Consider the following 24,406-nt stretch of genomic DNA (forward strand, 5'->3'; position numbering starts at 1 on the left):
AACGCGTTCAGACGACCTTGTCCTTGCTGCCGGTCGACTGGGCGATCAGGCCGTCGACGATGGCGAGGTAGTCGCCCTTGCGCTGCTTCCAGCTGTGCAGATCCGCATAGGCCGCGGCGTTGGTGATCATCTGCTGTCGCAGGGCGGGATCGCGCAGCACCTCGAGCATGGCGGTGGCGAGGGCGTCCACGTTACCCGACTCGAAGAAGCGAACCACGGAGTCGTTGAAATAGTACTGGTCAATCTTGGTCTTCGAAATCACCGCGGGGATGCCGCAGGACATGAACTCCATGATTTTCGTGCTGTAGGCCTCGTTGCCGAATGAGTCCGCGCGTTTCGGCACGACGCCCAGATCGGCGTCCGCCATGATGCGGGAGACCTGCCGCACGCCCACCGGCTCGAAGAATTTCACCTTGTCGTTGAGGCCTAGCTCGGCGGTCAGCGCGATCAGGGACGGCTTCATGTTGCCGTCGCCGTAGATGTGGAATTCCGCCTGCGGCAGCGCGGCGCTGACCTGCTTGAAGGCGCGCAGGGCGATGTCGAGGCCCTGGTGCCACTGGAGTCCGCCGGGGAAGATGACGATCAACCGGCCGTCATTGCGCGTGCGCGGCTGGGGTTTGAAGACCTTGCTGTCGACGTTGTTGATGAAGACGGAGCACTTGCCCTCGCTTTCGGTGCGGGCCTGGAATTTCTCCAGCCAGAGATGATTGGAGACGATGACGTGATGAGCGAAGCGGGCCGAGCAGCGCTCGACGAACTTGAGGATCGACGTCGCCATGTTCGCCTTCCCGCCGCTGAACTTGCTCGCGTAGAACTCGGGGACGATGTCGTGGATATCGAGGACGATCTGGGCTCCGGTCAGACGCGGATACCAGCCGGCGAACACGAGGAAGTCCGGCATATTGTGGATATGCACGAGATCGTAGTGCTGGCGGTAGTTGCTGCGGGTGATCCACCACGAGGAGAGCCAGAGAAAACGGAACAGCGGCCACATGTAGGAGAACATGGAGCGCTCGTTCTTGCCGAATCGATCCTGGAGCCGGATGACGTTTACCCCCTCGATCGTCTGTTGCTGGGGGAGGTCGGGGGAGCGACGCAGCGCCAGGACATCGACGCGATCGCCGCGCTCGGCCAAGGCCTCGGCGTAGCGCGTCACCCGGTTGTCGCTCTCGTAAAACGAGTGCGTCACCATGCAGATCCGGCGCGGGCGGCGGGGGGTGGGCCGCCGGTCCAGCCCGTGGGTGAACGTGGCGACGTCCTTGGGCAGAGCCTGCCAATATTGTCCGGCGTACTTGCTGCGAATATACTCGAGCAAGGCCGAATAGAATCCGGCGGGATAGGTTTTTGCGGAGGGCATGTCGCCGTCGAGCTGCAGGTAGTCAGGATGAACGTTGATCAGGACCATGCCGCCACGGGCGGCGATCCAGTCCAGCTTGCGCAGCCAGATTTCGGGTGACGTTTCCCGCAGGACCAGGAAAAGCGTCGAATCTTGGGGCAGGGTATAAGGCAGTTCAACGTAGCCGGCGTTCTCGGCGCGGTGGCCGTTGACGCCGCGGGCCGCGGCCGGAGCGGTCCCGCCCGGGCGCGGAATCCAGTACGGGAAAATGGTGCCGGCGCCCTCGGGTTGGACCTCAAAAGGATCTGTATCGAAGGTGGAGGAATCGTACTGGACCTCGAGGTCGTGAATCCAATCCAGGTTCCGCAGCATGAAGCCGGAACGGTAGCCGGATGCGCCCCACTCGCGGAGGTAGTGATTGATGCGGCGGGCGTTCTCATTGAAGCGGTCGCGGGAGGCGAACAGCTTGCCATCGTGCTTGAGGTCGTGAACGCCCACCTCGAAGCCGCTTTTGACGAGGTGAGCCCGCAGCTCCGGAGTCACCCGGTAATCGCCTTCGGGAATGAAATTGAAGGACGAGCGAAAGCCCAACTTGGCTTCCAAGTCGGAAAGAGCCCGAGATTTCGCCAAGCCGCTCTTTCCCTCCACGTCGTGGGTCAGTACCACGGCGAAACGCTTTCCGCCCGGCCAGCCCGGCCAGCCATCCGGGGTCCGGCCGGCGGCCTCGTGAATCGGCCAGTCTACCGCGGCGACGCGGCGCGCCTTGCGGGCGGCGATCCGGCGAAGAGACATGCGCAGCTTCCAGGGAATGTAGGGCTTGAGCGCATAGTAGAGACGTTGGTGAGGTCTCAGCATCTACGGCAAGCTGGCGGGAGGGGCATCGGCGCGCGATCTCAAAGCTGGGAAGGTTGGAGGCGAATGCGCCCCGTCCGAAGCGAGCGTTATCCAGCCATCAGTTGCTGCTGGAGGGCCGCGGGGACATAGGCCCGGGTCTTATTGAGCACGATGCCCACTTGGGCTTTGGACTCGGCCAGCAGCCCACAGGCGCCCTGAACCACCTCTCGGTCGGATTTTTCGGATTCAACGACGAGCAGCACCATGTCCATGAAACTGGCCAGGCGGGGAGTGATGCTGAGCTGGTTTACTGTCGGCATGTCGAAAATGATGTAGTCGAAGTCGCTGGCCTTCAACTTCGGCACCAGCTTGGAAAAGCGCTGCGGTAGATTGCGCGACAGGCGTTCGCTATTGCTGGTCTCGGCGACCACATAGAGGTTCTCGTGAACGTGCGCCTGGCTGCGAGCCTCAAGGAGTTCGTCGAGGCCCACAGTGGGGCGTCCTTTCACGAATTGCTGGGCAGAACCGTGGCCAATCGTCATATCGACGAGCAGGACATTGCCTTCGCCGGTTTCCGAGAGACTGCGCGCCAGACCGGCGGCCGTGGTCGTCACTCCAGAGCCGCTGCTCAGACCCGTAACCGCTACTAGCTTGGGCTTGTGGGTCAGGTTCTTGCTCTCGAAAAACCCAATCAGGCGGTCTCGGAGCGTTTCGTGAAAAAGATGAAGCGGGCTGCCTTTGAAAGCTTCCGGGTCGGCCGAGTCAGGATCTGAATCCCCGCTTTTGGCGTCACCCGCAGTCAATGCCAGCGCGTTGGAAGCTGCCAGCGACTTCTTTATTTCGCTGCCCTTGAGTCGAGGAATGGAGAGGAAGAGTGGGATCCGGAGCATGCGCTGGAGGTCGATGGGGCGGCGCACGGTTCGGTCGAGAAAGATTTCGATGAGGAAGGCCCACAGCAAACCGACCCCAATACCAGCGACGGCGCTCAATCCGACCTTCTTCAGGCTCATCTGCGCGCGAAACGCAGGCGAGGGCTTTTGGATAGTGGTGATGTTCGAGACTTTTCCGCTCCCCAGAGTTTGACTAATCCGGTTTTGCTCCAAGTTGGAAGCATAGAACTTGTAATTCGCCTCTTCGATCTCCTTGCGACGACGTAATTCGAGGATCTGCCCTTCCGAAAGATCTAAGCGAGCAGCGTCCGCTTTGAGTTTATCCGACTGGAGGTTTAGCGTCTTTATTTTGGCCTGAAGAGACATTATCTGCAGCCAGGTTGAAGAGGCTTCGGCGAGCTCCGCGTCCGGGCCAGCTGTAACATTCGACTCCATCGTCCTCACTTTGGTAAGTGTGGGATATTTCTCGCGCAATTTCTTTAGATTGGCCTCGGCTTCACTTCGTTTAGCTCGTACCTCTTTCACTCGGAGAGTCTCAGGAGTGAACTGAAGCAATAATTCCTGCTCAATTGCCTGAAGGCGGGCAAGCTGGGCAGAATTGGATCTGAACTCCTCAATTGCTTCATACGGCAATTCTGATTCGACCTCGGGGGACGCGGACTTGTTGTTGCTAGTTGGGGCGCTGCCCACCGCCGGACGGCGCCTGCGAATATCCTCGTATACGGCGATCCTGCCAGCGAGCTCTGCTTCATAGTTTGCAATCTCACGTCGGGTGGCCACCAGCCGACCGGCAATTTCTTCCTTGGCATTGTCGAGAGAAGTGATGCCGGCTTTGCTGAGTTCCTTGCGAAGGTCTTCCTCAGTTTGGTTTAATCGAGAGCGGAGAGTATCGGCTTCTTGTTGAAGCGCATCACCCAACATTCCAGCTGCACGATGCGTTTCGAGATGAAGCTTTAGGTAGCGCTCGATCACCTCTTGTAAGATCGGGCGCACCAAATCAGGGTCCGGGTGACGAACCGTAAGGCTGATTACACTGCTTCCTGGTGCGATGTAGACAATTAGTCCGCCTCGTATAGCATTGGCGGCTTCGACTGCTTCCTTGCCTCCTCCAAGCTTGGCAAGGATTTTTTCGGGCCCAACTGAGTCGGCGACTTCCTTTGCCAAATCGCCACTGCTCAGGATCTCCTGTTCCGTGTTCATGATGGCCGCGCCTTTTTCATCTGGCGTCTTGGTGTTTACACCCGACTGCTGGCCAGGCGTGGGCTTGCTCTCAGAAACGACGTAGCGCACGAGGAGCTTGGCTTCCGACTGGTAAGGCGGTGACTCGTTGCGAAAGAGTGCGAGTGCACCCAGCAGGCCGGCGAGCGTGCAGAGCAGGATCTTCCACTTGTGGCGGAACAGGACGTAATAGATGTCGCCCAGTTCGAGTCCGTGATTCTGCGGAGGAGTGGCTTGCGGGTTCATAATAGGAATTCTGGTTCGGTCTGCAGTGAATGGGCTTGCTCGGTAAGGATCGTCGGACGGTTTTGAAAAGGAGACCGGTGGCTCAGGCGAGGTGCTTGTACGCCGCCGCGCCAATCAGGCGGGAAAGTCCGCCGGGAAGGGCGCGGAAGAACCGGTTGTGCCAGCCGCCCGACGCTTGGTCGGCGGAGCTGACGAAGGTGTTTTTCTCACGGTCGTGGCGAAGGTAGGTCACCGGGCGTTCCTGGGTGCCCCACGAGAGCTTGAAGCGGCGCAGGCCCTCGTTGACAAGGGAGGTGCGACCGAAGTCCAGGGAGGCAAAGCCGTCAGTGGCATACCGCTCGATGGCCCGCCACATCACGAGATTGTTCCCGCGGAGCTGCTGGAAGCGTTCGTCCGAGGCACCGAATTTGTAGAGGACGCTGCGGCCAAAATGAAAGAAGACTGCTCCGGCAATCGTGGTGTCGCCGCTGCGGGCCAGCACGATGCGGCCGCGGCCGGCGGCGATGATGTGGCGATGAATCTGTTCGAAAAAGCGAAACGGCTGCGGCGGCAGGCCGTGGCGGGTGCGCGTCTTGCACAACAACGCGTAGAACTGCCGCATGCCGGACAGTTCCTCTGAAAATTCGATGCTGACGTTCTCCTGCTCGGCTTTGCGCACGGCCCGGCGGACCGCACTATCAAGCGTGGCGAACAGAGCCTTCGTATCGGTCGTCAACGCCAGCTGATGGCCAAAATAGGAAACTGACGGAGGGAAATCGCAGTCCTGCGGGGCGGTCCCGCGCAATTCGTAGTATTTCCAGCGCCGGCTACGGGCAAACGACAGCGCCGAATCAAACAGGGTTCGAAACGAATCCGGCGCAGAATGTAGCGCCGGGCATTCGTCGGTGAACGGGAGGGAGATGCCCCGCCGCCCGGTCAACCAGCTGTTCACCTCCATCATGGGCAGGATGCCTGCGGCGGCGTCGTTGCCGGAACCGCGCAGGTAATACGGACTGTAGCCGTAGGAATCGACCAGAACCCGCGCCCAGGCTTGGGTGTGAAAGATCGATGCGCCGGGGAAACGAGCGATCCGTGAGTCCCAGTCGGAATCATGGAGTGGATTGATCAGATCCGGCGAATTACCCGGCTGCGGCGTCATACGTTCGAGACTTTCCCTCGTGGCCCGGATGGCAGCCGACGAAAGGGCACCAGGCTCACCCGGGTGAAACGTCGCCGAAAACAAAAGCGGAAGCCGGGTGCGCGCGAAAAGTTACGCTGCGGTCGTGGCCGCGCCCTTGCCGCCCGCGGCGGGCGTGCCGTTTTTGCCGTGGGAGGCGGTGGCGGACGGCTGGCTGGTGTTGCGCGGCACCGGGAAGGGCGCGCTGCTGCCGCTCCAGAGCGCGACGGGCGCGCCCTGATTGGCGAGGGACTTGGACGACGCCTCGAGGATGCGAACCACCTCCAGGCCACTGGCGCCCGAAGTCAGCGGCACGGTGCCGTTCGCGATGCAATCGGCGAAGTGCTGGCACTCGTTGTGCAGCGGTTCGTCGTGCTTGATATACGGCGAGTAGGTGTCGCCGTAGTGATAGGCATATTGGAACTCGGCGAAACTGTTATAGTGTGGCGGACGCTCCACGCGCACGTCGTACACCTTGATCTTCTCGAGGGGCGCGATGTCATCATAGACAATCATGCGCTTGCTGCCGACGATCGTCATCTCGCGCACCTTGCGCGGATCGTGCCAGCTGCTGTGAATGATCGCCGAGCGCTCCTTGGTGAAGTGGAGGCTCATCGACGTCATGTCCTGGATGCCCGGCGTCAGGCTCGCGCCACCGCGGCAGTTCACGCTTTGCGGCAGCTCCTGCATGATGTGCAGGATGATCGAGATATCATGTGGCGCCAGATCCCAGGCGACGTTGATGTCCTTCTGGAAGAGTCCGAGATTCAGGCGTCGGGCGGCGATATAGCGCAGGTCGCCGAGGTCGTGATTGTCGACGATCTCCTTGATCTTACGGACGGCGGCCGAGTAGAGGAACGTGTGGCCGACCATGACCACGAGACCGCGCTGCTTGGCGATCTGGATGAGCTCTTCGCACTCGCTGGTGGCGCAGGCCATAGGCTTCTCGATCAGCACATGCTTGCCGGCCTCGAGGCAGCTTTTCGCCATCGGGTAATGGAGGCGCGCCGAGGTGGCGATGACCACGGCGTCGACCTCCGGGTCGTTCACCAGCTTGGAAAAATCAGTCTCGCCCGCGACGTCCGGGTAGAGGGAATGCATGTGCTTGAGCCGTTTTTCGCTCAGGTCGCACACGGTCTTCAACCGGCATTCGGGGAGGGAGCGAAAGTTTCGCACTAGGTTGGGTCCCCAATATCCGAAGCCGACGATTGCCACTGTGATGGGCTTTTTCATATCGATGAGAGTTTGCTGCCGGTGGGTTTCAGGAGATGCGCGCGGCCGACACGGCTGCGTCCTTCTTCAAATTGAGTTCGCTGGCCGTCGGTGTGACCGCCACCGGTTCCTGTCCGGGTGCCACCGCTCGGCGGTGCCGGCACATGTCCAACACCTGGGTGAGGATCGCAGGTATGGTCTTGAAGAGGATCTTCACATCAAGCCCCAGCCGCTTTTCCGTGGCGTACTGGATATCCAGCTGGATCATGCGCTCGAACGTCGTCCGATTCTTGCCGGAGACCTGCCACAGTCCGGTCAAGCCCGGGGCGGCGTGAAACCGCGTGCGCTGGGTCGCGGTGTAGTTGTCGTACTCGTAGGGAATGCAGGGACGCGGGCCCACGATGCTCATTTCCCCCTTCAGCACATTGATTACTTGGGGCAACTCGTCCAAGCCGCAGGCCCGGATGATCCAGCCTCCGGGGATGAGACGGGAGTCCCCCTTGGCGTCGAGCTTCTGCATGGGGACGTTGGAACGCATCAAAGTCGCAAAGTGGGCTTGGTGACCTGCAGTATCGGCCCCAACGTGCATCGTCCTAAATTTATAAAGCCGGAATCTGCGGCCCAAATAACCGACGCGCTCCTGTTTGAAGAAGATCGGACCGGGCGATGCGATGGACATCAACACGGCGACGATGAAGGTGCCGAGGGCAAGGAACGGCAGAGCGGCGCAGCAAAATGCGAGGTCAATCGCCCGCTTCCAGGCGGGAAGCGGAGCCGGCACGATCGCGGCGCACCGGGTCGGAGGGGAGTTGACGCTCAAGTTGGCCAAGGTCCGAAAATTTCAGGCAGGTTCCACCACAGCGTTACAGGGCGGCGGGCGTCAGGCGATCAGCCGGATTTCAGTGCGATCCACGCTCAGCTGGGCACCACACTGGAGAAAGGAAAGGAGCAACGTGACCCGATTGCGTTCATCGCAGTGTTCAAGAATCGTACCGGCCACGCCCTGCATGGGACCGGAGATGACTTCGACCTGATCACCGGTTCGAAGTGAAGGTCTGAGCGTCACGATGTCGCCCGTCTCTGCCGCCCAGCCCTTCAGGTTCTCGATTAATGAATCCTCAACGATGGCGGGGGCGCTGCCGACCGAAACCACGCTGAGCATCTCGGGTGCATAGCGCACGGCCCGGTAGTAGACTTGAGGGTCAAACTTGCAGAAAAGATAACGCGGAAACAGCGGGCCGACCACCGAGCGCCGCTGCCGGCGAATGGTTCGATTCTGGCGTAGGCGCGGAAAGTAAGTCTCCAACCCGAGCTGCTCGCTGCAGAAACCAGCAACGTGCGCTTCCTTCAAAGGTTTGGTGTGAAGACAGTACCAGTGCACGGGCGATTCCAGATTCAGGGGGAGCGAGACCAAAAGGGAGGGCTGATGTGGTTGAAACAAGCTGCCGCCATTGCGGTGCGGGTGATCGGACCGAGAAGGGAGTTAACTGAGTGAGTTGTACCTTGACCGACCAGCGTGGAAAGCGGTTGGAGCTGTCACCTTGAGCGTCACATTGCGTTGAAACATAAGCGTAAAAGCCAAACATCAGGTGGGTTTACCCCACTGGCGGAACGCATTTCTCGGGAAGAGTACGGCAGAAGTGGCATGGCGTTTTGCCGCCGGACTCGTCTGGGGAGATGGTCACTCAGGATTCTGCATTTGTTTTCAGCTTCTCAACGGGAGTTGGTGTGCGAACGAAGGGACTTGCGACTATGAGAGCGACTTTCGCTGCGTATGAGGGAATGAGCCTACGTGCGCCGCCCTGCAACCTTTATGCGTGGCACGGGTAGATATATGTAATGCAGTGCCCGAACAGACCTATTTCAGGGCAGCGCGGGACGTCTTTGGGACATAGGATTTCGCCCCAACCGCGCGTGGCGCTGCGCTCCTGCGCCGAAGGCGGATAGGTTCCGCCCGACGCGCGGATCGCGTGGAAGCAGGAACCACGAAGGGAGGTACGCGCGGCGTGAATGCACGTCGCGCACAGGAGGCAAATCAGGACGCAGGCCTCTGGCTCGCCGGGGTGAACGGATGCGGGGCAGTTCCGCCCAGGCCGGCCGTTACGTCGACGGCACCGCGAAGAATTCCACGATGTGCTGCAAGCCGTGGTAACCACGCGCCTGGAGCCGGGCCTTGATCTTGTCGATGGCGGCCTGGAGTTCGGCCGAAGATTCACTGTCGAGTTCCTCGATCACGGGCGATCCCCGGCGCAACAACGGATAGCGGCGGCTTCCGCCCACGTCCGCGCTGTAGAGCACGGCACCGCGCTCGGAGAAGCCGCTGCGATAAACGACGCCGGCCTTTTCAAAGGCGGCCATCGACCGATAGATCGTCACGAGGTCGCAGGTGGCCGTTCCCGCTTTGGCGAAGAGCTGCTCGATCGTCGTCGGCTGATTCGTCCGCGCCAGGGCGTCGAGCAAGGCGATGCGGGGCGTTGTCACCCGCAGGCCCGACGACTTCAATCGTGCGACCAGCAATTCGCGATCAAGGGGACCTGCGCTGGACGCATCGGACTGGACGGACGGGGGAGTGGGCGTGGCAATCATTTGAAAGGAGCGTTGGGATTTCTTCCTCAGGCATGCGCCACCGGAGCCACGCTCCGGGATGATCTGCCTTCAGCGGCGGTCGCCTCTTGAGCCAGGCAGCGCTGGATGGCCTCACGCAGCTGGGCCTCATCGAACGGTTTCATCAGGGCCGCGTCGGCGCCCGCGTCGGTGGCGGCGGCAACACACGCACTGCTGGTCAGCAGCCGGCTGCCACCTGAAATCGCCAGCACCTGCACGGATGGCTGGAATTTCTTCAGACGGCGAATCACCTCCAGACCCGACACGTCGGGCATGTTGACGTCCGTGATCACCAAATCGAAGTACAGGAGTGCGAGAGCAGACAGTGCTTCCGAGCCGGAGTGGACCGAAACGACATGATGGTCGTTGAGCCAAATTGCCAAAAGCGAACACACGTCCGGTGAGTCGTCCGCAATGAGGATGGAAAGGCGCTTCATGATCGGCGTCCCTCTTCCGCACCACAGGCAGCGCTCCCCACGATTCCCGCTTCGATCTGGCAGCCGATGCCTGCGGCCCGGTGCTCTGAGAATAGGGGGTGGGCGGGACTCATGAGGAGAATGCCTGCAAAGCCTAGAGCGGGCCAAGATAGGTTTATATATATCAACCCACTTAATATAATAGTGTTACGTTGGTTTGCCTGTTTTGATTTTTGCTTCCGTCCGGCACCGCTTTGTAACAAATCACTGACGAAGACCTGGAATCGTCGGCCAAATAAAATCTTAAAGACTTCAATTAGAGTGATATAAAAAACAGCACTCTGTTGTAAGTAATTCCGACACCGCATGGGGCGAATCCCCGATGCGGTTCCCGGTGGGATACAGCTTGGGCGAAGCAGAGTCCCGCTCGGCCACGGCGCAGCCCGTCGCCAATGGGCTCCGCGCCCATTGACGTTTCACTGGTGCGCGGGGTGCGGGCTGATTAGACGCGGGCGAGGGCGTTCTCGAGGTCGGTCTGCAGATCGGCGAAATCTTCGATGCCGATCGACAGGCGAACGTAGTCGGCGGACACCCCGGAGGCCTTCTGCTCGTCGGCCGTCAACTGACTGTGCGTGGTGCTGGCGGGATGGATTGCGAGCGACTTGGCGTCGCCGATGTTGGCCAGATGGGAGAAGAGCTTGAGACTCTCGATCAGTTTTCGTCCCGCGTCATAGCCGCCTTTCACCCCGAAACCGATGAGGCCACCGAAGCCACCGCTGAGATATTTTTTCGCGGCAATGTGATTCGGGCTCGTCTTCAGGCCGGGATAATTGACCCACACGACCTTGGGATGGGAGGAGAGGAACTCCGCCGTCTTGAGGGCGTTGGCGCAGGTGCGCTCCATCCGCAGGTGGAGGGTCTCGAGGCCCTGCAGGCCGGTCCAGGCATTGAACGGCGAAATGCAGGCGCCGATGTCGCGCAGCAACTGGAGTCGCATTTTGAGGATGTACGCGATGTTCGCGCCGCCGGCCGGGGCAAAGCTCTTGAACGCGTCCCAGTGCACCAAGCCGTGGTAGCTGGCGTCGGGCGTCGTGAAGCCGGGGAACCGGCCGTTGCCCCAGTTGAAATTTCCGCCGTCCACCACGATGCCGCCGATCGAGGTGCCGTGGCCGCCGATGTATTTGGTCGTTGAATGCACGACGACGTTTGCGCCCCACTCGAAGGGCCGGTTGAGGTACGGCGTCAGGCAGGTGTTGTCGATGATCAGCGGCACGCCCGCCTCGCGGGCAATCACGGCGACTTCCTCGAACGGGAAAATGTTGAGCGCCGGGTTGCCGAGGCCCTCACCGTAAAACGCCTTCGTGTTGGGCCGCAGGGCGCGGCGAAAACTGTCGGGATCGCCGGCGTCCACGAAAGAAACCTCGATGCCCAGCTTCGGCAGCGTGTGGTGAAACAGGTTGTACGTGCCACCGTAAAGCTGGGCCACGGAGACGAGATGATCGCCCGCGCCCGCGATGTTGAGAATGGCGTCGGTGATCGCCGCCTGACCCGACGCGTGCGCCAGCGCGCCGCTGCCGCCTTCCAGCGCCGCGATGCGCTGCTCGAAGACATCCGTCGTCGGATTCATGATCCGCGTGTAGATGTTGCCGAGTTCCTTCAGCGCAAAAAGGTTGGCGGCGTGCTCGGTGTCGCGGAAGACGTAACTGGTCGTCTGATACAGCGGCACGGCGCGCGACCCGGTGGTCGGGTCCGGCGTCTGTCCGGCGTGAAGGGCTTTGGTTCCGAATCCGGGCTTGGTCGTCATGCGGGGGAGTTGGGTTGGGACGGACGTGAACCTCTGACGCAAAACAGGGAATCGGCGGCGTCAATCCCGCAGCGGAACGAACGCACCCGACCGGCAACCCGGACTTGAGTTCGCCGACGCGCGCGTTTCCCTAGCGGCTCGATGGCCAGCTATCCAACCACCCCCGGCGCCCGCGAGCACACCTACGATGCGATTGTCATCGGCTCGGGTATCAGCGGCGGCTGGGCAGCGAAGGAATTGTGCGACCAGGGCCTGCGCACACTCGTGCTCGAGCGCGGGCGCGATGTGCAGCATCGGCAGGATTATCCGACCGCGTTGCTGAACCCGTGGGACGTCCCGCACCGCGGCAAGAAAACGCAGGCGCAGATCCGGCAGAATCCGGTGACGAGCCGCTGCTACGCCTTCAACGAGACGACGGAGCATTTCTTCGCCAAGGATCGCGAGCACCCCTACATTCAGGAGAAGCCCTTCGACTGGATTCGCGGGTATCAGGTCGGGGGCAAATCGCTCATCTGGGCGCGGCAGACCCAACGCTGGAGCCGATTCGATTTCGAGGGGCCGGCGCGCGATGGTTTCGGCGCCTGGCCGATCACCTACGACGATCTGGCACCGTGGTACTCGCATGTGGAGCGTTTCGTGGGTATCAGCGGGAATCGCGACGGCCTCGAAACGCTGCCCGACGGCGAGTTCCTGCCCGCCTGGGAAATGAACGACGTCGAGAAACACGTCGGGGCGAAGATCACCGGCGCGTTTGCTGGGCGTCACGTCGTCCAGGGACGCTGCGCCCACCTCACCGAGCCGCAGGCGCAACACCTCGAGCAGGGCCGCGGCAAGTGCCAGGCGCGCAACCTGTGCTACCGCGGGTGTCCGTTTGGTGGATACTTCTCGTCGAACTCATCGACGCTGCCCTGGGCCGCACGCACCGGCCGCCTCACCCTTCGCCCGCACTCCGTGGTGGAGTCGATTCTTCACGATGCCGCGACCGGCCGCGCCCGGGGCGTGCGCGTGGTCGATGCGGTGACGAAACAGGTGACCGAGTTCTTCGCCCGCGTGATTTTCGTGAACGCGGCCTGCCTCAACACGAACCTCATCCTGCTCAATTCGAAGTCGGCCCGTTTCCCCGCCGGCCTGGGCAACGACCACGGGCTGCTCGGGCGGTTTGTCGCGTTTCACAATTATCGCGGCAGTCTCTCGGCTTCGTTTCCCGGCTTCGAAAATTCCTACTATTCGGGCCGCCGACCGACGCAGCTGATGATGCCGAATTTTCGCAATGTGCGGAAACAGGAGATGGATTTTCAGCGCGGCTACATGGTGTTCTTCGGGGCGTCGCGGAGCGGCTGGACGCAGGGCAACGGCCAGCTCGGCGTGGGCGCGGCCTTCAAGGCGAGGGTGACGCGTCCGGGCCCGTGGGGCATTTCGATGATGATGCAGGGCGAGACCGTGCCGCAGCATGAGAATCATGTCCGCCTCGCCACCGATCAAACCGACTCGTGGGGCGTGCCGCAGCTCGTGACGTCGATCGGGTACACTGACAATGACGTGAAGCTCATGCGCGACTTCCTGCAGGAAGGGGAGGCGATGCTGACCGCCGCCGGCGCCACGGGCATCACCAAACATGACAGCAAGCAGTCGCCGGGTTTGGACATTCACGAGATGGGGGGCGTGCGCATGGGCACGGATCCCCGGACGTCCCTGCTCAATCGCTGGAATCAGCTGCACGCGTGCCCCAACGTCATCGTGACCGACGGAGCGTGTATGACCTCCACGGGTACACAGAATCCGTCGCTCACGTTCATGGCGCTCACGGCGCGGGCGGCCAGCCACGCCGTGGCGGAACTCAAACGCGGCCAACTATGAATCGCCGTGAAGCCATTCGTCAGGGGGGAATCGCAACCGCCGCCGTCGCGTTGTGGGCGGGACTCCCGGCCCGCACGTGGGCGGCGCTGGCTGCGCCCGCGAGCGCGTCCGCGGCCGACGAAGCGCTGCTCACGCTGGTGGGCGACACCATTCTGCCCTCGACAGCCGATTCACCGGGCGCCGGCTCAATCGGTATCGGACGCTTCATCCTTGTGATGACCGAGGACTGCTTCAGTCCGGAGACAGTGGTGGCGGTGCGTACTTGCGGGCGTGAAGTCGAGGCCGAGAGTCGCGGCCGTTTTGCGCGGCCATTCGCGGCGCTGAGCCAGAGCGAGCGCGAGGCGGTGTTGATCGCCTACGAAAAGCGGGCGGCGGCGGAGACCAAGGGGCGCGCGTTGAATCCATTTCGGCACGTCAAGGAACTGACGCTGCTCGGATATTTCACCTCGGAGCCGGGAGCGACCCTGGCGTTGCGCTACGATCCCGTGCCCGGGGGCTTTCGTGGATCCGTGCCACTGGCCCCGTCCGACCGCAGCTGGTTGCAGCCCTGAAACGCCGCGCGGCCGACCATGGGCCGAACGGCTAGTATCCGGTCGGCCCATGGGGAACGGGGCGATTTCCTGTTACACTGCGGGCGGTCAAGCACCGCACTATGAAGATGTTTTCCGCCCCGTCTTCCTTCAAGGTCGGCCCGCCCCCGGGCGCAGTGCCCGCGTCGGCGAACGAATCGTCTCTTCCGGTCTGGAAACGCATCCTCGATCTCATGTGCTGCCTGGCGGCGCTCCCGTTTTTTGTGCTTTGCACTCTGGCCGCCGCGGTCATGACCGGCATCGCGTCACCGGGACCAATCTTCTTCCGACAGGAACGCGTGGGGTTTCGCGGCCGGCGTTTCAAATTGTACAAGTTTCGCACGATGCACGTGCGGGCGGATGTCACGACGCACGAAGCCCATTTCAACGCCCTCGTCCAGTCCAACGGGCCGATGCAGAAACTCGACGGCAAGGGCGACGCGCGTTTGATTCCGGGCGGCTGGCTGCTGCGGGCGACCGGCCTCGATGAACTGCCGCAACTCCTGAACGTGCTGCGCGGCGAGATGAGCATCGTCGGGCCGCGGCCGTGCATTCCGTATGAATACAGCCAATACTCGGCGACGCAGCGGGAGCGCTTCGCGGCGGTGCCCGGACTGACCGGTCTCTGGCAGGTTTCGGGGAAGAACCGCACGACGTTCGATGAGATGATCCGCCTGGATATTCGCTATGCGCAGACGCTCTCGCCCGGGTTGGATCTCCGCATCATTTTGCGCACGATTCCGGCGCTGTGCACGCAGCTCTCCGACGTGAGAAAGGCAAAGGCGGCGGCTGCGGCCGCAGCGGCTCAGTCAAAACCCGTGGAGACGTTGCTGGCTGACGCGCGCGGACTCGAGGCGCCGGTCGTGACGGCGTTGGTGCGTTGAACGGCCGGCGGGTGGGATTGCGTTGTACCGTCCACCGCCGTTGGGGGACAGGCGGGAGGCCTGCGCTCCCGGGGAGGGAACCGGCAGGGCTCCTGCTTGAGCAGGGAGAAAGTTCGCCGCAGCCTTGCGCGTCCCCTCCGGTTTTGCGCTTCTCATCTGCTGTTCCTCCTTCTGCTTGATGCCCTCCCCGCCCGCCTCGCCTCTGCCGCTGCCTGCGTTGTCTCCGGACCGCGCCGGGTCGCGTGCTAGCGCCACGCGGAGCCGCAAACCGCCGCGGGCAGCCTTCGGTCCCAACATCGTGGCGGCCGGGTTGTGCGCCATCGTCACGCTCGCGTACGCCGGCAGCTTCGGGCAGCTGGTCTTCGACGGGGCGCTGTCACCCTTTGTCGGATACGGCATTCTCTCGGCGCTGATTTCGAGTGTCACCGTGCTGGTCGCCTTCTCATGGCGCAGTTCGTTTCCGTTCAGCGTGGGCGGTCCCGACTCAAATCCGTCGGCGGTGCTGGCCGTCACGCTGACGGCGATCGCCGCTGAAATCATCGAGGCGGGCGGACCAAAGTCGCCGGAACTGCTCCCGACGATTCTGATGTACGTGTTCGTCTCGGCGATCGGCTGCGGCCTCGTCGTGCGCCTGCTGGGTGAACGCGGCGGCGGACGCTACGTGCGTTATCTGCCGCATCCGGTCATCGGTGGTTTTCTCGCGGGCACGGGATATCTCCTGCTGGCGGGATCATTTCGCAGCCTGACGGGACGCAGCCTGAGCCTGGAGACGCTGCCCGCCGTGTTGACGGTGAGTCCGTTCGCCGGCCTCACCGCGCTCGGGGTGGCGATCGCCCTGGTGATCCTGTCCCGGACACTCCGGCACTACGCGGTTATTCCCGGAGTGATCGTCGTGGCCGTGATCGCCTTCCACGGCATCCGGGCACTGCTTGGCATCGATCTCGCCGCCGCGCAAACCGCCGGCCTGCTGCTGCCGAGACTGCAACTGGGCGGGTGGGAGAGCGTGGGCAGCCTGCCGTTCGGAGACGTGCGTTGGGATCTGATTCTGTTTCACGCGAAGGATTTTGCCGCGATGACGATCGTCGTGATCGTCGCCACGCTGCTCAACACCACGAGCATCGAGCTGGCCAGCGGTCGCGATGCCGACGCGGACCGGGAGCTGCGCGCGATCGGCATGAGCAATGTGCTGGCCGGGATTTTCGGCGGCATGGTCGCGAGCAATTCGTTCAACCGCTCCATGCTCAACCTGCGCGCGGGAGCGACCTCGCCCTGGGCGGCGCGCATGGCGGCGGGCCTCATCGTCGTCGTCATGGTCGCGGTGCCGGGTGCGGTCAGCCTGCTGCCGCGGCCCGTGCTCACCGGTCTGATTCTGTTTCTCGGCGTGAACCTCATGATCACGTGGGTCGTGGAGTCGCGCCGGACGCTGACCCGGATGGATTACCTCGTGGTGCTCGCGATTCTCGGCATCGTGATCGTCCTCGGGATCGTGGCCGGCGTCGTGGCCGGAATCTTCATCGCGTGCGTGACCCTGGCCGTGACGCTCAGCCGCAGCCCCAACGTGCGCCATGCTTTCACCGCCGAGAACCGCCGCGCGAATGTCGAGCGCGGGCCCGAGCAGCTGGAACTGCTGCGCACGCATGGCGCGGCCATGCGCGGCTACTCGCTGCAGGGCGTGTTGTTCTTCGGCACCGCGACGCGTTTGCTCGAGGAGATCCGGCGCGGGCTCTCCAACACCGCGATCGTCCTGCTGGATTTCCGGCTCGTGCAGGGCGCCGACGGCTCGTCGATCGTGATGTTCCGACGGTTGCAGGTCGTCTGTCGCGAGGCCGGGGTGCGGATCGTGCTGACCGGCCTGAATTCCCGCCTGGCGTCGCTGCTGACGCGCGGCGGCTTCGAACTCGGCGCGGCCCACGTGCGGCGCTTCGCCGATCTCGACCGCGGCCTCGAGTGGTGCGAGGAGTTCATCCTTGGTCAGACCGACACGCCGCGCACGTTGACGGACGTCCTCGACACCGCCCTGACCAAGGTCGGCAGCCGGCTGCTGCTGGAATTTGGCGAACATCGCAGCGTGCCGGCGGGAGGCTTGGTGGTGCGTCAGGGCGATCCGAGCAATGAAGTGTATTTCGTGGAGAGCGGTCGGGTGCAGGTGCTGATGCGTCTGGGCGCCGGCGCCGACGACTCGAAGCGACTGCGCACGTTTGGTCCGGGATCGATTGTCGGTGAGATGGGTTTCTTCTCCGGCGAACCGCGGAGCGCGGACATCGTGGCGGAGAAGGATGCGGTGGTGCTTTGCCTCACGCGTGAACGCCTGGCTGCGATCGATGCCGCGCATCCGGCACTCGCCCGCGCCATCCAGCGCCACGTCATCGCCACGCTCGCCCAACGCCTGCGCTCGGCCAACGACGAGATCCGGGAGCTGTTGTGAGCCACGTCTGCATGTTCTTGCCGGCGGCGGTGGCGCGGCTTGCCACGGCACCGGCTTCAGCTCCACCTTCCGTCATGCCCGCATCCCCTTCCGGTCGTTTTCTGTCCAATTCCCGTGCTTCCCGGCGAGTCCGGATCGCGGTTCTTTGTGGGATCGGTGCGATGGCACTGTCGTCCTGCAAGCGAGCGGAAACGGCTGCGAAGGTGGAAACGAAATCGCACGCTACGGTACCGGCGGCTGCGACTACGCCCGTTGCGGTTGCCCCCAAAGCGCCGGCGGCCACGCTGCCTGAACCGGTGCGCAAACTCCTCGGTCGGTGGCTGCGATCCGATGGTGGGTACACGCTCGAACTCAAGAGCGCCGAACTCAGCGGTGTGCTGGAGGCGGGCTACTTCAATCCCAAGCCGATTCACGTCTCGCGCGCCATCTGGATGCAGGGCGCGACCGGGTTTCAGGTGGTCGTGGAGCTGAACGACGTCGGCTATCCGGGTGCAACCTATGTGCTGTCCTATGATCCCCAGTCCGATCAACTCGCCGGCAAGTACAACCAGCCGGCGATGCAGCAGTCGTTCGACATCGAATTCGTCCGGCAGAAGTAGCCGGCGACAGGCACCGCGGCGTGCTGCGCGAAAGTACTAGGCCTGTTTTTCCCGGAATTGTTTGATCTCGAATTTTCTCCGCGCAACGTGAGCGCGTTCTCATACCAATCGCTCTTTGCCTTTGGACTTTAGCCGTGGCTACGAGCGCCAACGAGTGGCCGAACGACCACTCGCTGGCGCTCGTAGCCACGATCGATCCAGAAGTCCAAAAGCAAGGAGCGATTGGTATCACGCGCGTTTTCCGGCTATTTTCCGAGCTGGCACAACGCGCGCTGATGACCCGGTTCCACCGTCCTTCAACCTTTCGCGCCAGAGCCCATGCCGCATGATGTCACGCTGATTGCCACGATTTCCGTCGGCTTCGTGCTGGCCTTCGTCTTCGGCTACCTCGCAAACCGGCTCCGCCTGCCGCCGCTGGTGGGGTACCTGCTGGCGGGCGTCGCGATCGGCTCGCTCATGCCGAATCTGGTGGGCGATTCGGCCATGACGTCGCAACTGGCCGAGATCGGTGTGATGTTGCTGATGTTCGGCGTGGGTTTGCATTTCTCGACCGCTGACTTGATGGCGGTGCGGCTGATCGCGATCCCCGGTGCGATTCTCCAAATCCTGATTGCCACGGCGATGGGCTTGGGCCTGGCAACGTACTGGGGCTGGACTCTGGGCGCGGGTTTGGTGCTGGGCCTGAGTCTTTCGGTGGCGAGCACGGTCGTGCTGTTGAAGGCGCTCGAGGAGCGCAACGGCGTCGGCACGCCCAACGGTCGCATCGCGATCGGCTGGTTGATTGTCGAGGACCTGGCGATGGTGCTGACGCTCGTGTTGCTGCCCGCCTTTGCCGGTGCGCTGGGCGGTCAGGTTCCGGCCGAGGCGCATCTCGGGGACGAAACACTGCTCGAGAGCCTGGTGCAGACGATGGTGAAGGTGACGGCCTTCGTGATGATCGTTTTGTTCTTCGGGCCGAAAGTGTTGCCGTGGATTCTCCGCCAGGTGGCGCGCACGGGTTCGCGCGAGCTGTTCACGCTCTGCGTGCTGGCGTTGTCGCTCGGCATCGCGTTCGGATCGGCGAAACTGTTCGATGTGTCGTACGCTTTGGGCGCGTTCTTCGCCGGCGTCGTACTCAGCGAATCCGATCTCAGCCACAAGGCGGCGGCGAATTCGCTGCCGCTGCAGGACGCGTTTGCCGTGTTGTTCTTCGTGTCGGTCGGCATGGTGTTCAATCCCGCCATCCTCATCGAACAGCCGCTCAAGGTGCTGAGCGTCCTCGCGATCATCATGGTCGGAAAATCCCTGATCGCGATGGGCATCGTCCTGGCGCTGGGCTACCCGCTGAGCACAGGTTTGACGGCGGCGGCGGCGCTGGCGCAGGTGGGTGAGTTTTCCTTCATTCTCGCGGGCCTGGGCATCACCTACAAACTGCTGCCGGCCGAAGGTCTGAGTCTGGTGCTCGCCGGTTCGATTCTGTCCATCACGTTGAACCCGATTTTCTTCAGCGCGGCGGATGCGCTCGGCCTCCGGCTGCGGCGGAGTTCGCGCTGGAAACACCTCTACGAGGAAGGCCGGGGCCGGCCGTACGCGCGGCTACTCGCGGAGTTGGATGCCGGACGCGTGCTGGTCGAGAAAAAGGCCGAGGCGCACAAGACCTTCACGCCATCCGAACTCGTCAGTCACTTTCCGTTGTTCGCCAGTCTCTCGCCCGACGATCGCGAAGTGCTGCTGCTGCATTTCGAATCCAAGCGGGCGCAGCCGGGCGATCGGTTGATTCGGGCGGGCGACAAGGCCGACTCGGTGTTCTTCATTTCGTCCGGCGAGGTCGAGGTCGTGCCGCGCAACGCCAGCAACAAAATCAAGCTCGGGCCGGGCGCGTTCTTCGGCGAAATGGCGCTGATCACGGGCGAGCCGCGCTCGGCCGATGTCACCGCGCTGGATTTCTGCAAGTTTCTCACGCTGAGCCAGCGTGACTTCCGGCGCTTCATCCGGAAATTTCCCGCCATGCGCGAGCAGGTCGAGGCGATGGCGCGTGAACGCGGGGCCATGAATCGGAAGATTCTCGAAGCCAACGGCGGCGAAGCGCCGGCGGCACCGGTGACGGGTTGAGACGGCGCCGGGCCCGGGATTGGCTGGGAATGCCCGGGACCGCGACCGCCCCCGGTCGCTTTTGAAACGGATGCGACCGGGGGTGGTCCCGGTCCCACAAGCCATCCTCTCAACCTTCCACGGCACGAGGCCCCTCTACGCTTGGGGTTGCGTTTCGGGGCAAGCGGCCGCCTCTTGCGAAGTACCACGATGAAGATCAAATCCGCCGAATTCGAAGCCAGTGCTCCCGATCTGGCGTCGTGCCCACGCTGGGCGCTGCCGGAATTCGCGCTCATCGGTCGGTCGAACGTCGGCAAGTCATCACTGCTCAATGCCCTTTCGGACCGGCGCGATCTGGCGAAGGTGTCGTCGACGCCGGGCAAGACGAAGCTGATGAATTTCTTCGTGATCAACGGCACGTGGTCGCTGGTGGATCTGCCGGGTTACGGCTACGCGAAGGTGGGGCGGCAGGAGCAGTTGGAGTTCAACGAATCCACGGGCGACTTTCTCGAGGGGCGGCGCAATCTCCGCCGGGTGTTCGTGCTGATCGACTCGCGGCTGCCGCCGCAGGCCATCGATCTCGAGTTTGTACGCTGGCTCGACGCCGGGCACGTCCCGTATGCGTTCATCTTCACGAAGGTCGACAAGCATTCCGCGACGCAGGCGCAGGCCAACGTGACGCTCTTCCAACAGCGCGTGGCGGAATGGCGGCAGGAGCAGCCGGCCTTCTTCCTGAGTTCGGCGAAGACCGGGCGCGGCCGGTCGGAAATCCTCGCGCACGTCACCGCGGCGCTCCGCGAACCGATCCGTGCGTAGTGTGGTCCTGAAGCCCGTGACGCGCTGCGCGCGCTGCCGGTTGCCCGAACGCTGGTGTATCTGCAGCGGGCAACGCGAAATCCCGTGTCCGCTGGAAATCGATGTGCTGATGCATCCACGGGAACAGCACCGTCCGAGCAGCACGGGGCACCTGATCCATCGCGTCATGCCACGCTCGCGTCACCGGCTCTGGCAACACGATCGCAAATTTTCGGCCGCGGACATCCGCGTGCCGGGACGGGAAACCTGGGTGCTGCATCCGCACGGCGAAACCATGCCGGCGGGTCCGGCACCGGAGTCAATCCACGTTGTGCTGCTCGACGGCGCGTGGAGCGAGACCGCGACGATGGCGCGTGACACCGTCGCGTGGGGGCGGCGTATCAGTCTCCCCATGACGGGCGAAAGCCGCTTCTGGCTGCGCGATCAGCAGGAAGGCGCGCGGTTCTCGACGGTCGAGGCGTTGATCTTCGTGCTGCGCGCCGGCGGACTGCAGGCGGCGGCGGAGGCCCTGCAGTTGCAGCTCGAGCTCCACGTTTATGCCCACCTGCGGGCCCGCGGACGAAAAGAGGCGGCCGAGGAATTCCTGCTGCAGTCGCCGCTGCCCGCCGCCCTCCCCGAGGTGCTCGCGCAACTCACCGAACGGCGGCGCCGTTAGTCCCGCGCGGTCAACCCCGCCCGATGATTCTCCCGATTTCAGATCCGGTTTGTCATCTAATGAATGGCAAACCGGGTCGGCGGATGCGGCAGGGAGGTTCGCCGCTGGCTGAAGGCTCAGTTCACTTTCTTCGCATTCGCGGCCTTTTGCGTCATTCGAGGTCGCCTGAAGGGTCCGCCGTGAAGGGTGTGGGCGGTGCAAACCCGCGGCATCGGCTGAAACCTCCGGCTTCCTTTCTGGCTCCGAGGTGGTATTTCTCCGCCGTGGTCCTGGCTGCAATGCGATGTTTGCTGGCGTTCGGGTTGTCCGCGTGGGCGCGGGCGCAGGCGCCTGCGTTGGTATCCGAGAGCGCATTACCCCGGGCGGTCGAAACCGCGCTCGAAACGCAGATCGAGCTGCACCGGCGCGGCTTCTCCTGCGGGGCGATCGATGGCGTGACCGGCGCGCAGACGGCGGCGGCGCTCCGCGGCATTCAGCGCGCGGCGGGCTTGCGCGAGAGCGGACTGCTCGACGAGCCCACGCAGGAACTCCTGCAGCTCACCGAACCGGTGCTGACGACCTATACCGTGACGGCGGAAGGTCTGGCCGAACTCCGACCCGTACCCACGACCTGGCTCGAAAAATCCCAGCAGCCCGTCCTGGCCTTTGCCACCGCGCTTGAGCAGATCGCTGAACGGTTTCGCGCGCACCCGCGGCTGTTGCAGCGGCTTAATCCGGAGGTCGATTGGACGGCGTTGGCGGAGGGCGCGGTCATCACGGTGCCCGCGGTCGAGCGTGCGACGGTGACCGGCCGCGCTTCGCACATCACGATTCGACTCGAAGCGCGGGAGTTGGAACTCGAGGACGCCGATGGCCGCGTCATCGCGCACTTTCCGGTCAGCATTGCACGCATGGCGGAGAAGCGTCCGCTCGGTGAACTCCATGTGACGGTGGCGATCACGGATCCCAACTACACCTTCGACCCCGTCGTTTTCCCGGAGTCGGCCGAGGCGAAAACGCTCGGTCGCAAACTCATCATCCCGCCCGGTCCCAACAATCCGGTCGGTCGCGCGTGGATCGGGCTCGATCGATCGGGCTATGGCATCCACGGCACGCCGGACCCGGAGAAGGTGGGCCGCACCGAGTCGCACGGCTGTTTCCGTCTGGCCAACTGGGATGCGCTGACGCTGCTGCGGCATGTCTTTGTCGGCATGCGCGTGGCGGTAGAGCCGTAACGATTCTCCGGGCGGGGCGGTCCTCACCGCGAAGGGCGCGCGTCGGCGTTGACTCGCGGCAGTGCTTACCAACTGTGCCGTCTCTTCATCCTCCCCATGAAACTGCCCCGTCTCTGCCTCGCCCTGATTATTTCCTGTTTTGCGCTCGGCGTCGTCGCCCGCGCGGCCGACACCTCCGGCCGCGTGTATGAAATGCGCACCTACATTGCGACGCCCGGCAAGACGGCGGCGCTGCTGGCGCGTTTTCGTGATCACACCGTGCGCCTGTTTGAGAAGCACGGCATGGTGAACGTGGCGTATTGGGTGCCCACGGACGCCAAGGACGGCTCGGCCGACAAGCTGGTGTACATCCTGGCGCACGCCAGTCGCGACGCGGCCAACGCCTCGTGGAAGTCCTTCCTCGCCGATCCCGAGTGGAAAGCGGCGGCCGCGGCCAGCGAGAAGAACGGCAAGATCCTGGCGTCACTCGAATCCGTCTTCCTCACCCCGACGGATTTTTCCGCGCCGATGGATGCGGGCAACGGTTCCGGCACGCGGGTGTTTGAGCTGCGCACGTACACGGCCGCCGACGGCAAGCTGGCCGATCTCGATGCGCGGTTCCGCAACCATACGGTGGCTCTCTTCAAAAAACACGGCATCACGAATCTCGGCTACTTCCACCCCGTCGATGCCGACAAGGGTGCGGCGAACACCTTGATCTATTTCCTCGCCTACTCGAATCGCGACGCGGCGACGGCGGCGTGGAAGTCGTTCCGCGAGGATGCCGCGTGGACCAAGGCTCGCACCGAGTCCGAGAAGAACGGCAAGCTGACGGCGAAGACGTCGTCGGTGTTCTTGCGAGCGACAGATTTTTCGAAGGTAAAGTAACCCAGTAGGAATGTTACTTTAGCCGATTTAGAAATAGACCTCCGAAGTATTTGATAGACTAAATCGCGGCTGTGCTTAACCGATAGAAATGAACCAGTCATACGACCCCAAGAAACCGGGTCATTGGGAGGGATTGGACAACCCCGGCCAGAGCGCGCGGTATGAAGCAATTCGGAATCATGTTAAGAGGCATTTTGCAGGCTCTTGGCCAACGTTGCTTGACGTTGGATGCGGCGCGGCAGTTTTGAGTCATTATACTCAGGGAGTTTGCGATTACATTGGCATTGAGCCAAATGAGGAAGCTGCGCTTGCTGCTCGCGGTTCTAGTTTGGGTGCGACTATTTACAATCAATCTGCAGAGGCGTTCGAATCAGAACGAAGGTTCGAGGTAATTGTCTTCAATGAGATGCTCTATTATTCCTCCAATCCTATTGAATTGTTGCAACGCTATGCACAGTTACTTTCCCCTAGTGGCATCTTGATTGTTTCTATTTTTCTTCGCCCAGAAAGGCGTTCCTTTCGCCAGCTCCTTCGCAAGTTGCTCAAACCCAATCAACCAGTTTCGAATCTGCACTGTGCGGAAATGGTAGATCGTTTCTTTTGGTCGGCAAAATTTGTGGTCCGAGAACGTATTCCCAATGCAGGGACATCAATGCTGTGGATTGCCAAAATGGATTCTGCAGGAGATCAGCGTTGAGTTGAGACAGGGTTAGTGCCTGAGTGGTTTCACCCAC

20 protein-coding genes are annotated in these 24,406 nt (G+C 62.7%); 11 read left to right on the top strand and 9 right to left on the bottom strand.

From position 1 onward, the window contains the following. Positions 1 to 7: 7 nt before the first annotated feature. From ACLJEU_RS06990 to ACLJEU_RS07030, 9 genes are all read right to left on the bottom strand, one after another. Entirely contained in the window at positions 8 to 2,191 is a 2,184-nt protein-coding gene (locus tag ACLJEU_RS06990; RefSeq protein ID WP_414661887.1) for a glycosyltransferase, read from the bottom strand. 86 nt (positions 2,192 to 2,277) lie between these two features. After that, positions 2,278 to 4,524, bottom strand: coding sequence for a GumC family protein (locus tag ACLJEU_RS06995; protein WP_414661888.1), 2,247 nt, complete (start codon positions 4,522 to 4,524; stop codon positions 2,278 to 2,280). A gap of 82 nt (positions 4,525 to 4,606) precedes the next feature. Next, on the bottom strand, positions 4,607 to 5,662 hold the full coding sequence (locus ACLJEU_RS07000) for a lipid II:glycine glycyltransferase FemX (RefSeq protein WP_414661889.1): 1,056 nt from the start codon (positions 5,660 to 5,662) through the stop codon (positions 4,607 to 4,609). Between the two features lie 111 nt (positions 5,663 to 5,773). Further along, positions 5,774 to 6,913 (bottom strand): Gfo/Idh/MocA family protein, encoded by a 1,140-nt coding sequence (locus ACLJEU_RS07005; protein ID WP_414661890.1) that lies wholly within the window; start codon positions 6,911 to 6,913, stop codon positions 5,774 to 5,776. Positions 6,914 to 6,941: 28 nt separating this feature from the next. Then, complete coding sequence (locus ACLJEU_RS07010; RefSeq protein ID WP_457795353.1) at positions 6,942 to 7,712, bottom strand: sugar transferase; 771 nt, start codon at positions 7,710 to 7,712, stop codon at positions 6,942 to 6,944. Between the two features lie 60 nt (positions 7,713 to 7,772). After that, positions 7,773 to 8,306, bottom strand: coding sequence for a transcription termination/antitermination protein NusG (gene nusG, locus ACLJEU_RS07015; RefSeq protein WP_457795354.1), 534 nt, complete (start codon positions 8,304 to 8,306; stop codon positions 7,773 to 7,775). 686 nt (positions 8,307 to 8,992) lie between these two features. Beyond that, entirely contained in the window at positions 8,993 to 9,478 is a 486-nt protein-coding gene (locus tag ACLJEU_RS07020; RefSeq protein WP_414661892.1) for a Fur family transcriptional regulator, read from the bottom strand. 26 nt (positions 9,479 to 9,504) lie between these two features. Continuing rightward, on the bottom strand, positions 9,505 to 9,933 hold the full coding sequence (locus ACLJEU_RS07025; protein ID WP_414661893.1) for a response regulator: 429 nt from the start codon (positions 9,931 to 9,933) through the stop codon (positions 9,505 to 9,507). Positions 9,934 to 10,414: 481 nt separating this feature from the next. Next, positions 10,415 to 11,716 carry an O-acetylhomoserine aminocarboxypropyltransferase/cysteine synthase family protein gene (locus ACLJEU_RS07030; RefSeq protein WP_414661894.1) on the bottom strand — a complete coding sequence of 434 codons (1,302 nt, stop codon included), beginning with the start codon at positions 11,714 to 11,716 and terminating at the stop codon, positions 10,415 to 10,417. Positions 11,717 to 11,857: 141 nt separating this feature from the next. On the opposite strand from ACLJEU_RS07030, the gene ACLJEU_RS07035 reads away from it, so the two are divergent. The 11 genes from ACLJEU_RS07035 (at position 11,858) to ACLJEU_RS07085 (ending at position 24,369) form a co-directional block, all read left to right on the top strand. Further along, positions 11,858 to 13,573, top strand: coding sequence for a GMC oxidoreductase (locus tag ACLJEU_RS07035; RefSeq protein ID WP_414661895.1), 1,716 nt, complete (start codon positions 11,858 to 11,860; stop codon positions 13,571 to 13,573). Further along, the gene (locus ACLJEU_RS07040; protein ID WP_414661896.1) at positions 13,570 to 14,124 is read left to right on the top strand and encodes a gluconate 2-dehydrogenase subunit 3 family protein; all 555 of its coding nucleotides are present in this window, start codon (positions 13,570 to 13,572) and stop codon (positions 14,122 to 14,124) included. The genes ACLJEU_RS07035 and ACLJEU_RS07040 overlap by 4 nt, the downstream gene beginning before the upstream one ends. Before the next feature lie 101 nt (positions 14,125 to 14,225). Next, positions 14,226 to 15,026 (top strand): sugar transferase, encoded by an 801-nt coding sequence (locus tag ACLJEU_RS07045; protein WP_414661897.1) that lies wholly within the window; start codon positions 14,226 to 14,228, stop codon positions 15,024 to 15,026. Between the two features lie 178 nt (positions 15,027 to 15,204). Continuing rightward, positions 15,205 to 17,451, top strand: a complete 2,247-nt coding sequence (locus ACLJEU_RS07050; protein ID WP_414661898.1) for a SulP family inorganic anion transporter — start codon at positions 15,205 to 15,207, stop codon at positions 17,449 to 17,451. A 296-nt stretch (positions 17,452 to 17,747) separates the two neighbouring features. After that, positions 17,748 to 18,050 (top strand): hypothetical protein, encoded by a 303-nt coding sequence (locus ACLJEU_RS07055; protein ID WP_414661899.1) that lies wholly within the window; start codon positions 17,748 to 17,750, stop codon positions 18,048 to 18,050. Positions 18,051 to 18,368: 318 nt separating this feature from the next. Continuing rightward, positions 18,369 to 20,141, top strand: coding sequence for a cation:proton antiporter domain-containing protein (locus ACLJEU_RS07060; RefSeq protein ID WP_414661900.1), 1,773 nt, complete (start codon positions 18,369 to 18,371; stop codon positions 20,139 to 20,141). A 189-nt stretch (positions 20,142 to 20,330) separates the two neighbouring features. Then, positions 20,331 to 20,936, top strand: a complete 606-nt coding sequence (gene yihA / locus ACLJEU_RS07065; protein WP_414661901.1) for a ribosome biogenesis GTP-binding protein YihA/YsxC — start codon at positions 20,331 to 20,333, stop codon at positions 20,934 to 20,936. A 16-nt stretch (positions 20,937 to 20,952) separates the two neighbouring features. Further along, entirely contained in the window at positions 20,953 to 21,591 is a 639-nt protein-coding gene (locus ACLJEU_RS07070) for a tRNA-uridine aminocarboxypropyltransferase (protein WP_414662620.1), read from the top strand. A 278-nt stretch (positions 21,592 to 21,869) separates the two neighbouring features. Next, the gene (locus tag ACLJEU_RS07075; RefSeq protein ID WP_414661902.1) at positions 21,870 to 22,805 is read left to right on the top strand and encodes a L,D-transpeptidase family protein; all 936 of its coding nucleotides are present in this window, start codon (positions 21,870 to 21,872) and stop codon (positions 22,803 to 22,805) included. A gap of 96 nt (positions 22,806 to 22,901) precedes the next feature. Further along, on the top strand, positions 22,902 to 23,672 hold the full coding sequence (locus ACLJEU_RS07080) for an NIPSNAP family protein (RefSeq protein WP_414661903.1): 771 nt from the start codon (positions 22,902 to 22,904) through the stop codon (positions 23,670 to 23,672). An 88-nt stretch (positions 23,673 to 23,760) separates the two neighbouring features. Further along, positions 23,761 to 24,369 carry a class I SAM-dependent methyltransferase gene (locus ACLJEU_RS07085; protein ID WP_414661904.1) on the top strand — a complete coding sequence of 203 codons (609 nt, stop codon included), beginning with the start codon at positions 23,761 to 23,763 and terminating at the stop codon, positions 24,367 to 24,369. The last annotated feature ends 37 nt before the right edge of the window (positions 24,370 to 24,406 follow it).

The sequence above is a fragment of the Terrisphaera buseokensis genome, assembly GCF_047521145.2.
GTDB lineage: Bacteria > Verrucomicrobiota > Verrucomicrobiia > Opitutales > Opitutaceae > ER46.

Coding starts and splice junctions, on each gene's coding strand:
- ACLJEU_RS06990 (WP_414661887.1), bottom strand. CDS start 2,191: ATGCTGAGACCTCACCAACGTCTCTACTATGCGCTCAAGCCCTACATT.
- ACLJEU_RS06995 (WP_414661888.1), bottom strand. CDS start 4,524: ATGAACCCGCAAGCCACTCCTCCGCAGAATCACGGACTCGAACTGGGC.
- ACLJEU_RS07000 (WP_414661889.1), bottom strand. CDS start 5,662: ATGACGCCGCAGCCGGGTAATTCGCCGGATCTGATCAATCCACTCCAT.
- ACLJEU_RS07005 (WP_414661890.1), bottom strand. CDS start 6,913: ATGAAAAAGCCCATCACAGTGGCAATCGTCGGCTTCGGATATTGGGGA.
- ACLJEU_RS07020 (WP_414661892.1), bottom strand. CDS start 9,478: ATGATTGCCACGCCCACTCCCCCGTCCGTCCAGTCCGATGCGTCCAGC.
- ACLJEU_RS07025 (WP_414661893.1), bottom strand. CDS start 9,933: ATGAAGCGCCTTTCCATCCTCATTGCGGACGACTCACCGGACGTGTGT.
- ACLJEU_RS07030 (WP_414661894.1), bottom strand. CDS start 11,716: ATGACGACCAAGCCCGGATTCGGAACCAAAGCCCTTCACGCCGGACAG.
- ACLJEU_RS07035 (WP_414661895.1), top strand. CDS start 11,858: ATGGCCAGCTATCCAACCACCCCCGGCGCCCGCGAGCACACCTACGAT.
- ACLJEU_RS07040 (WP_414661896.1), top strand. CDS start 13,570: ATGAATCGCCGTGAAGCCATTCGTCAGGGGGGAATCGCAACCGCCGCC.
- ACLJEU_RS07045 (WP_414661897.1), top strand. CDS start 14,226: ATGAAGATGTTTTCCGCCCCGTCTTCCTTCAAGGTCGGCCCGCCCCCG.
- ACLJEU_RS07050 (WP_414661898.1), top strand. CDS start 15,205: ATGCCCTCCCCGCCCGCCTCGCCTCTGCCGCTGCCTGCGTTGTCTCCG.
- ACLJEU_RS07060 (WP_414661900.1), top strand. CDS start 18,369: ATGCCGCATGATGTCACGCTGATTGCCACGATTTCCGTCGGCTTCGTG.
- yihA (WP_414661901.1), top strand. CDS start 20,331: ATGAAGATCAAATCCGCCGAATTCGAAGCCAGTGCTCCCGATCTGGCG.
- ACLJEU_RS07075 (WP_414661902.1), top strand. CDS start 21,870: ATGCGATGTTTGCTGGCGTTCGGGTTGTCCGCGTGGGCGCGGGCGCAG.
- ACLJEU_RS07080 (WP_414661903.1), top strand. CDS start 22,902: ATGAAACTGCCCCGTCTCTGCCTCGCCCTGATTATTTCCTGTTTTGCG.
- ACLJEU_RS07085 (WP_414661904.1), top strand. CDS start 23,761: ATGAACCAGTCATACGACCCCAAGAAACCGGGTCATTGGGAGGGATTG.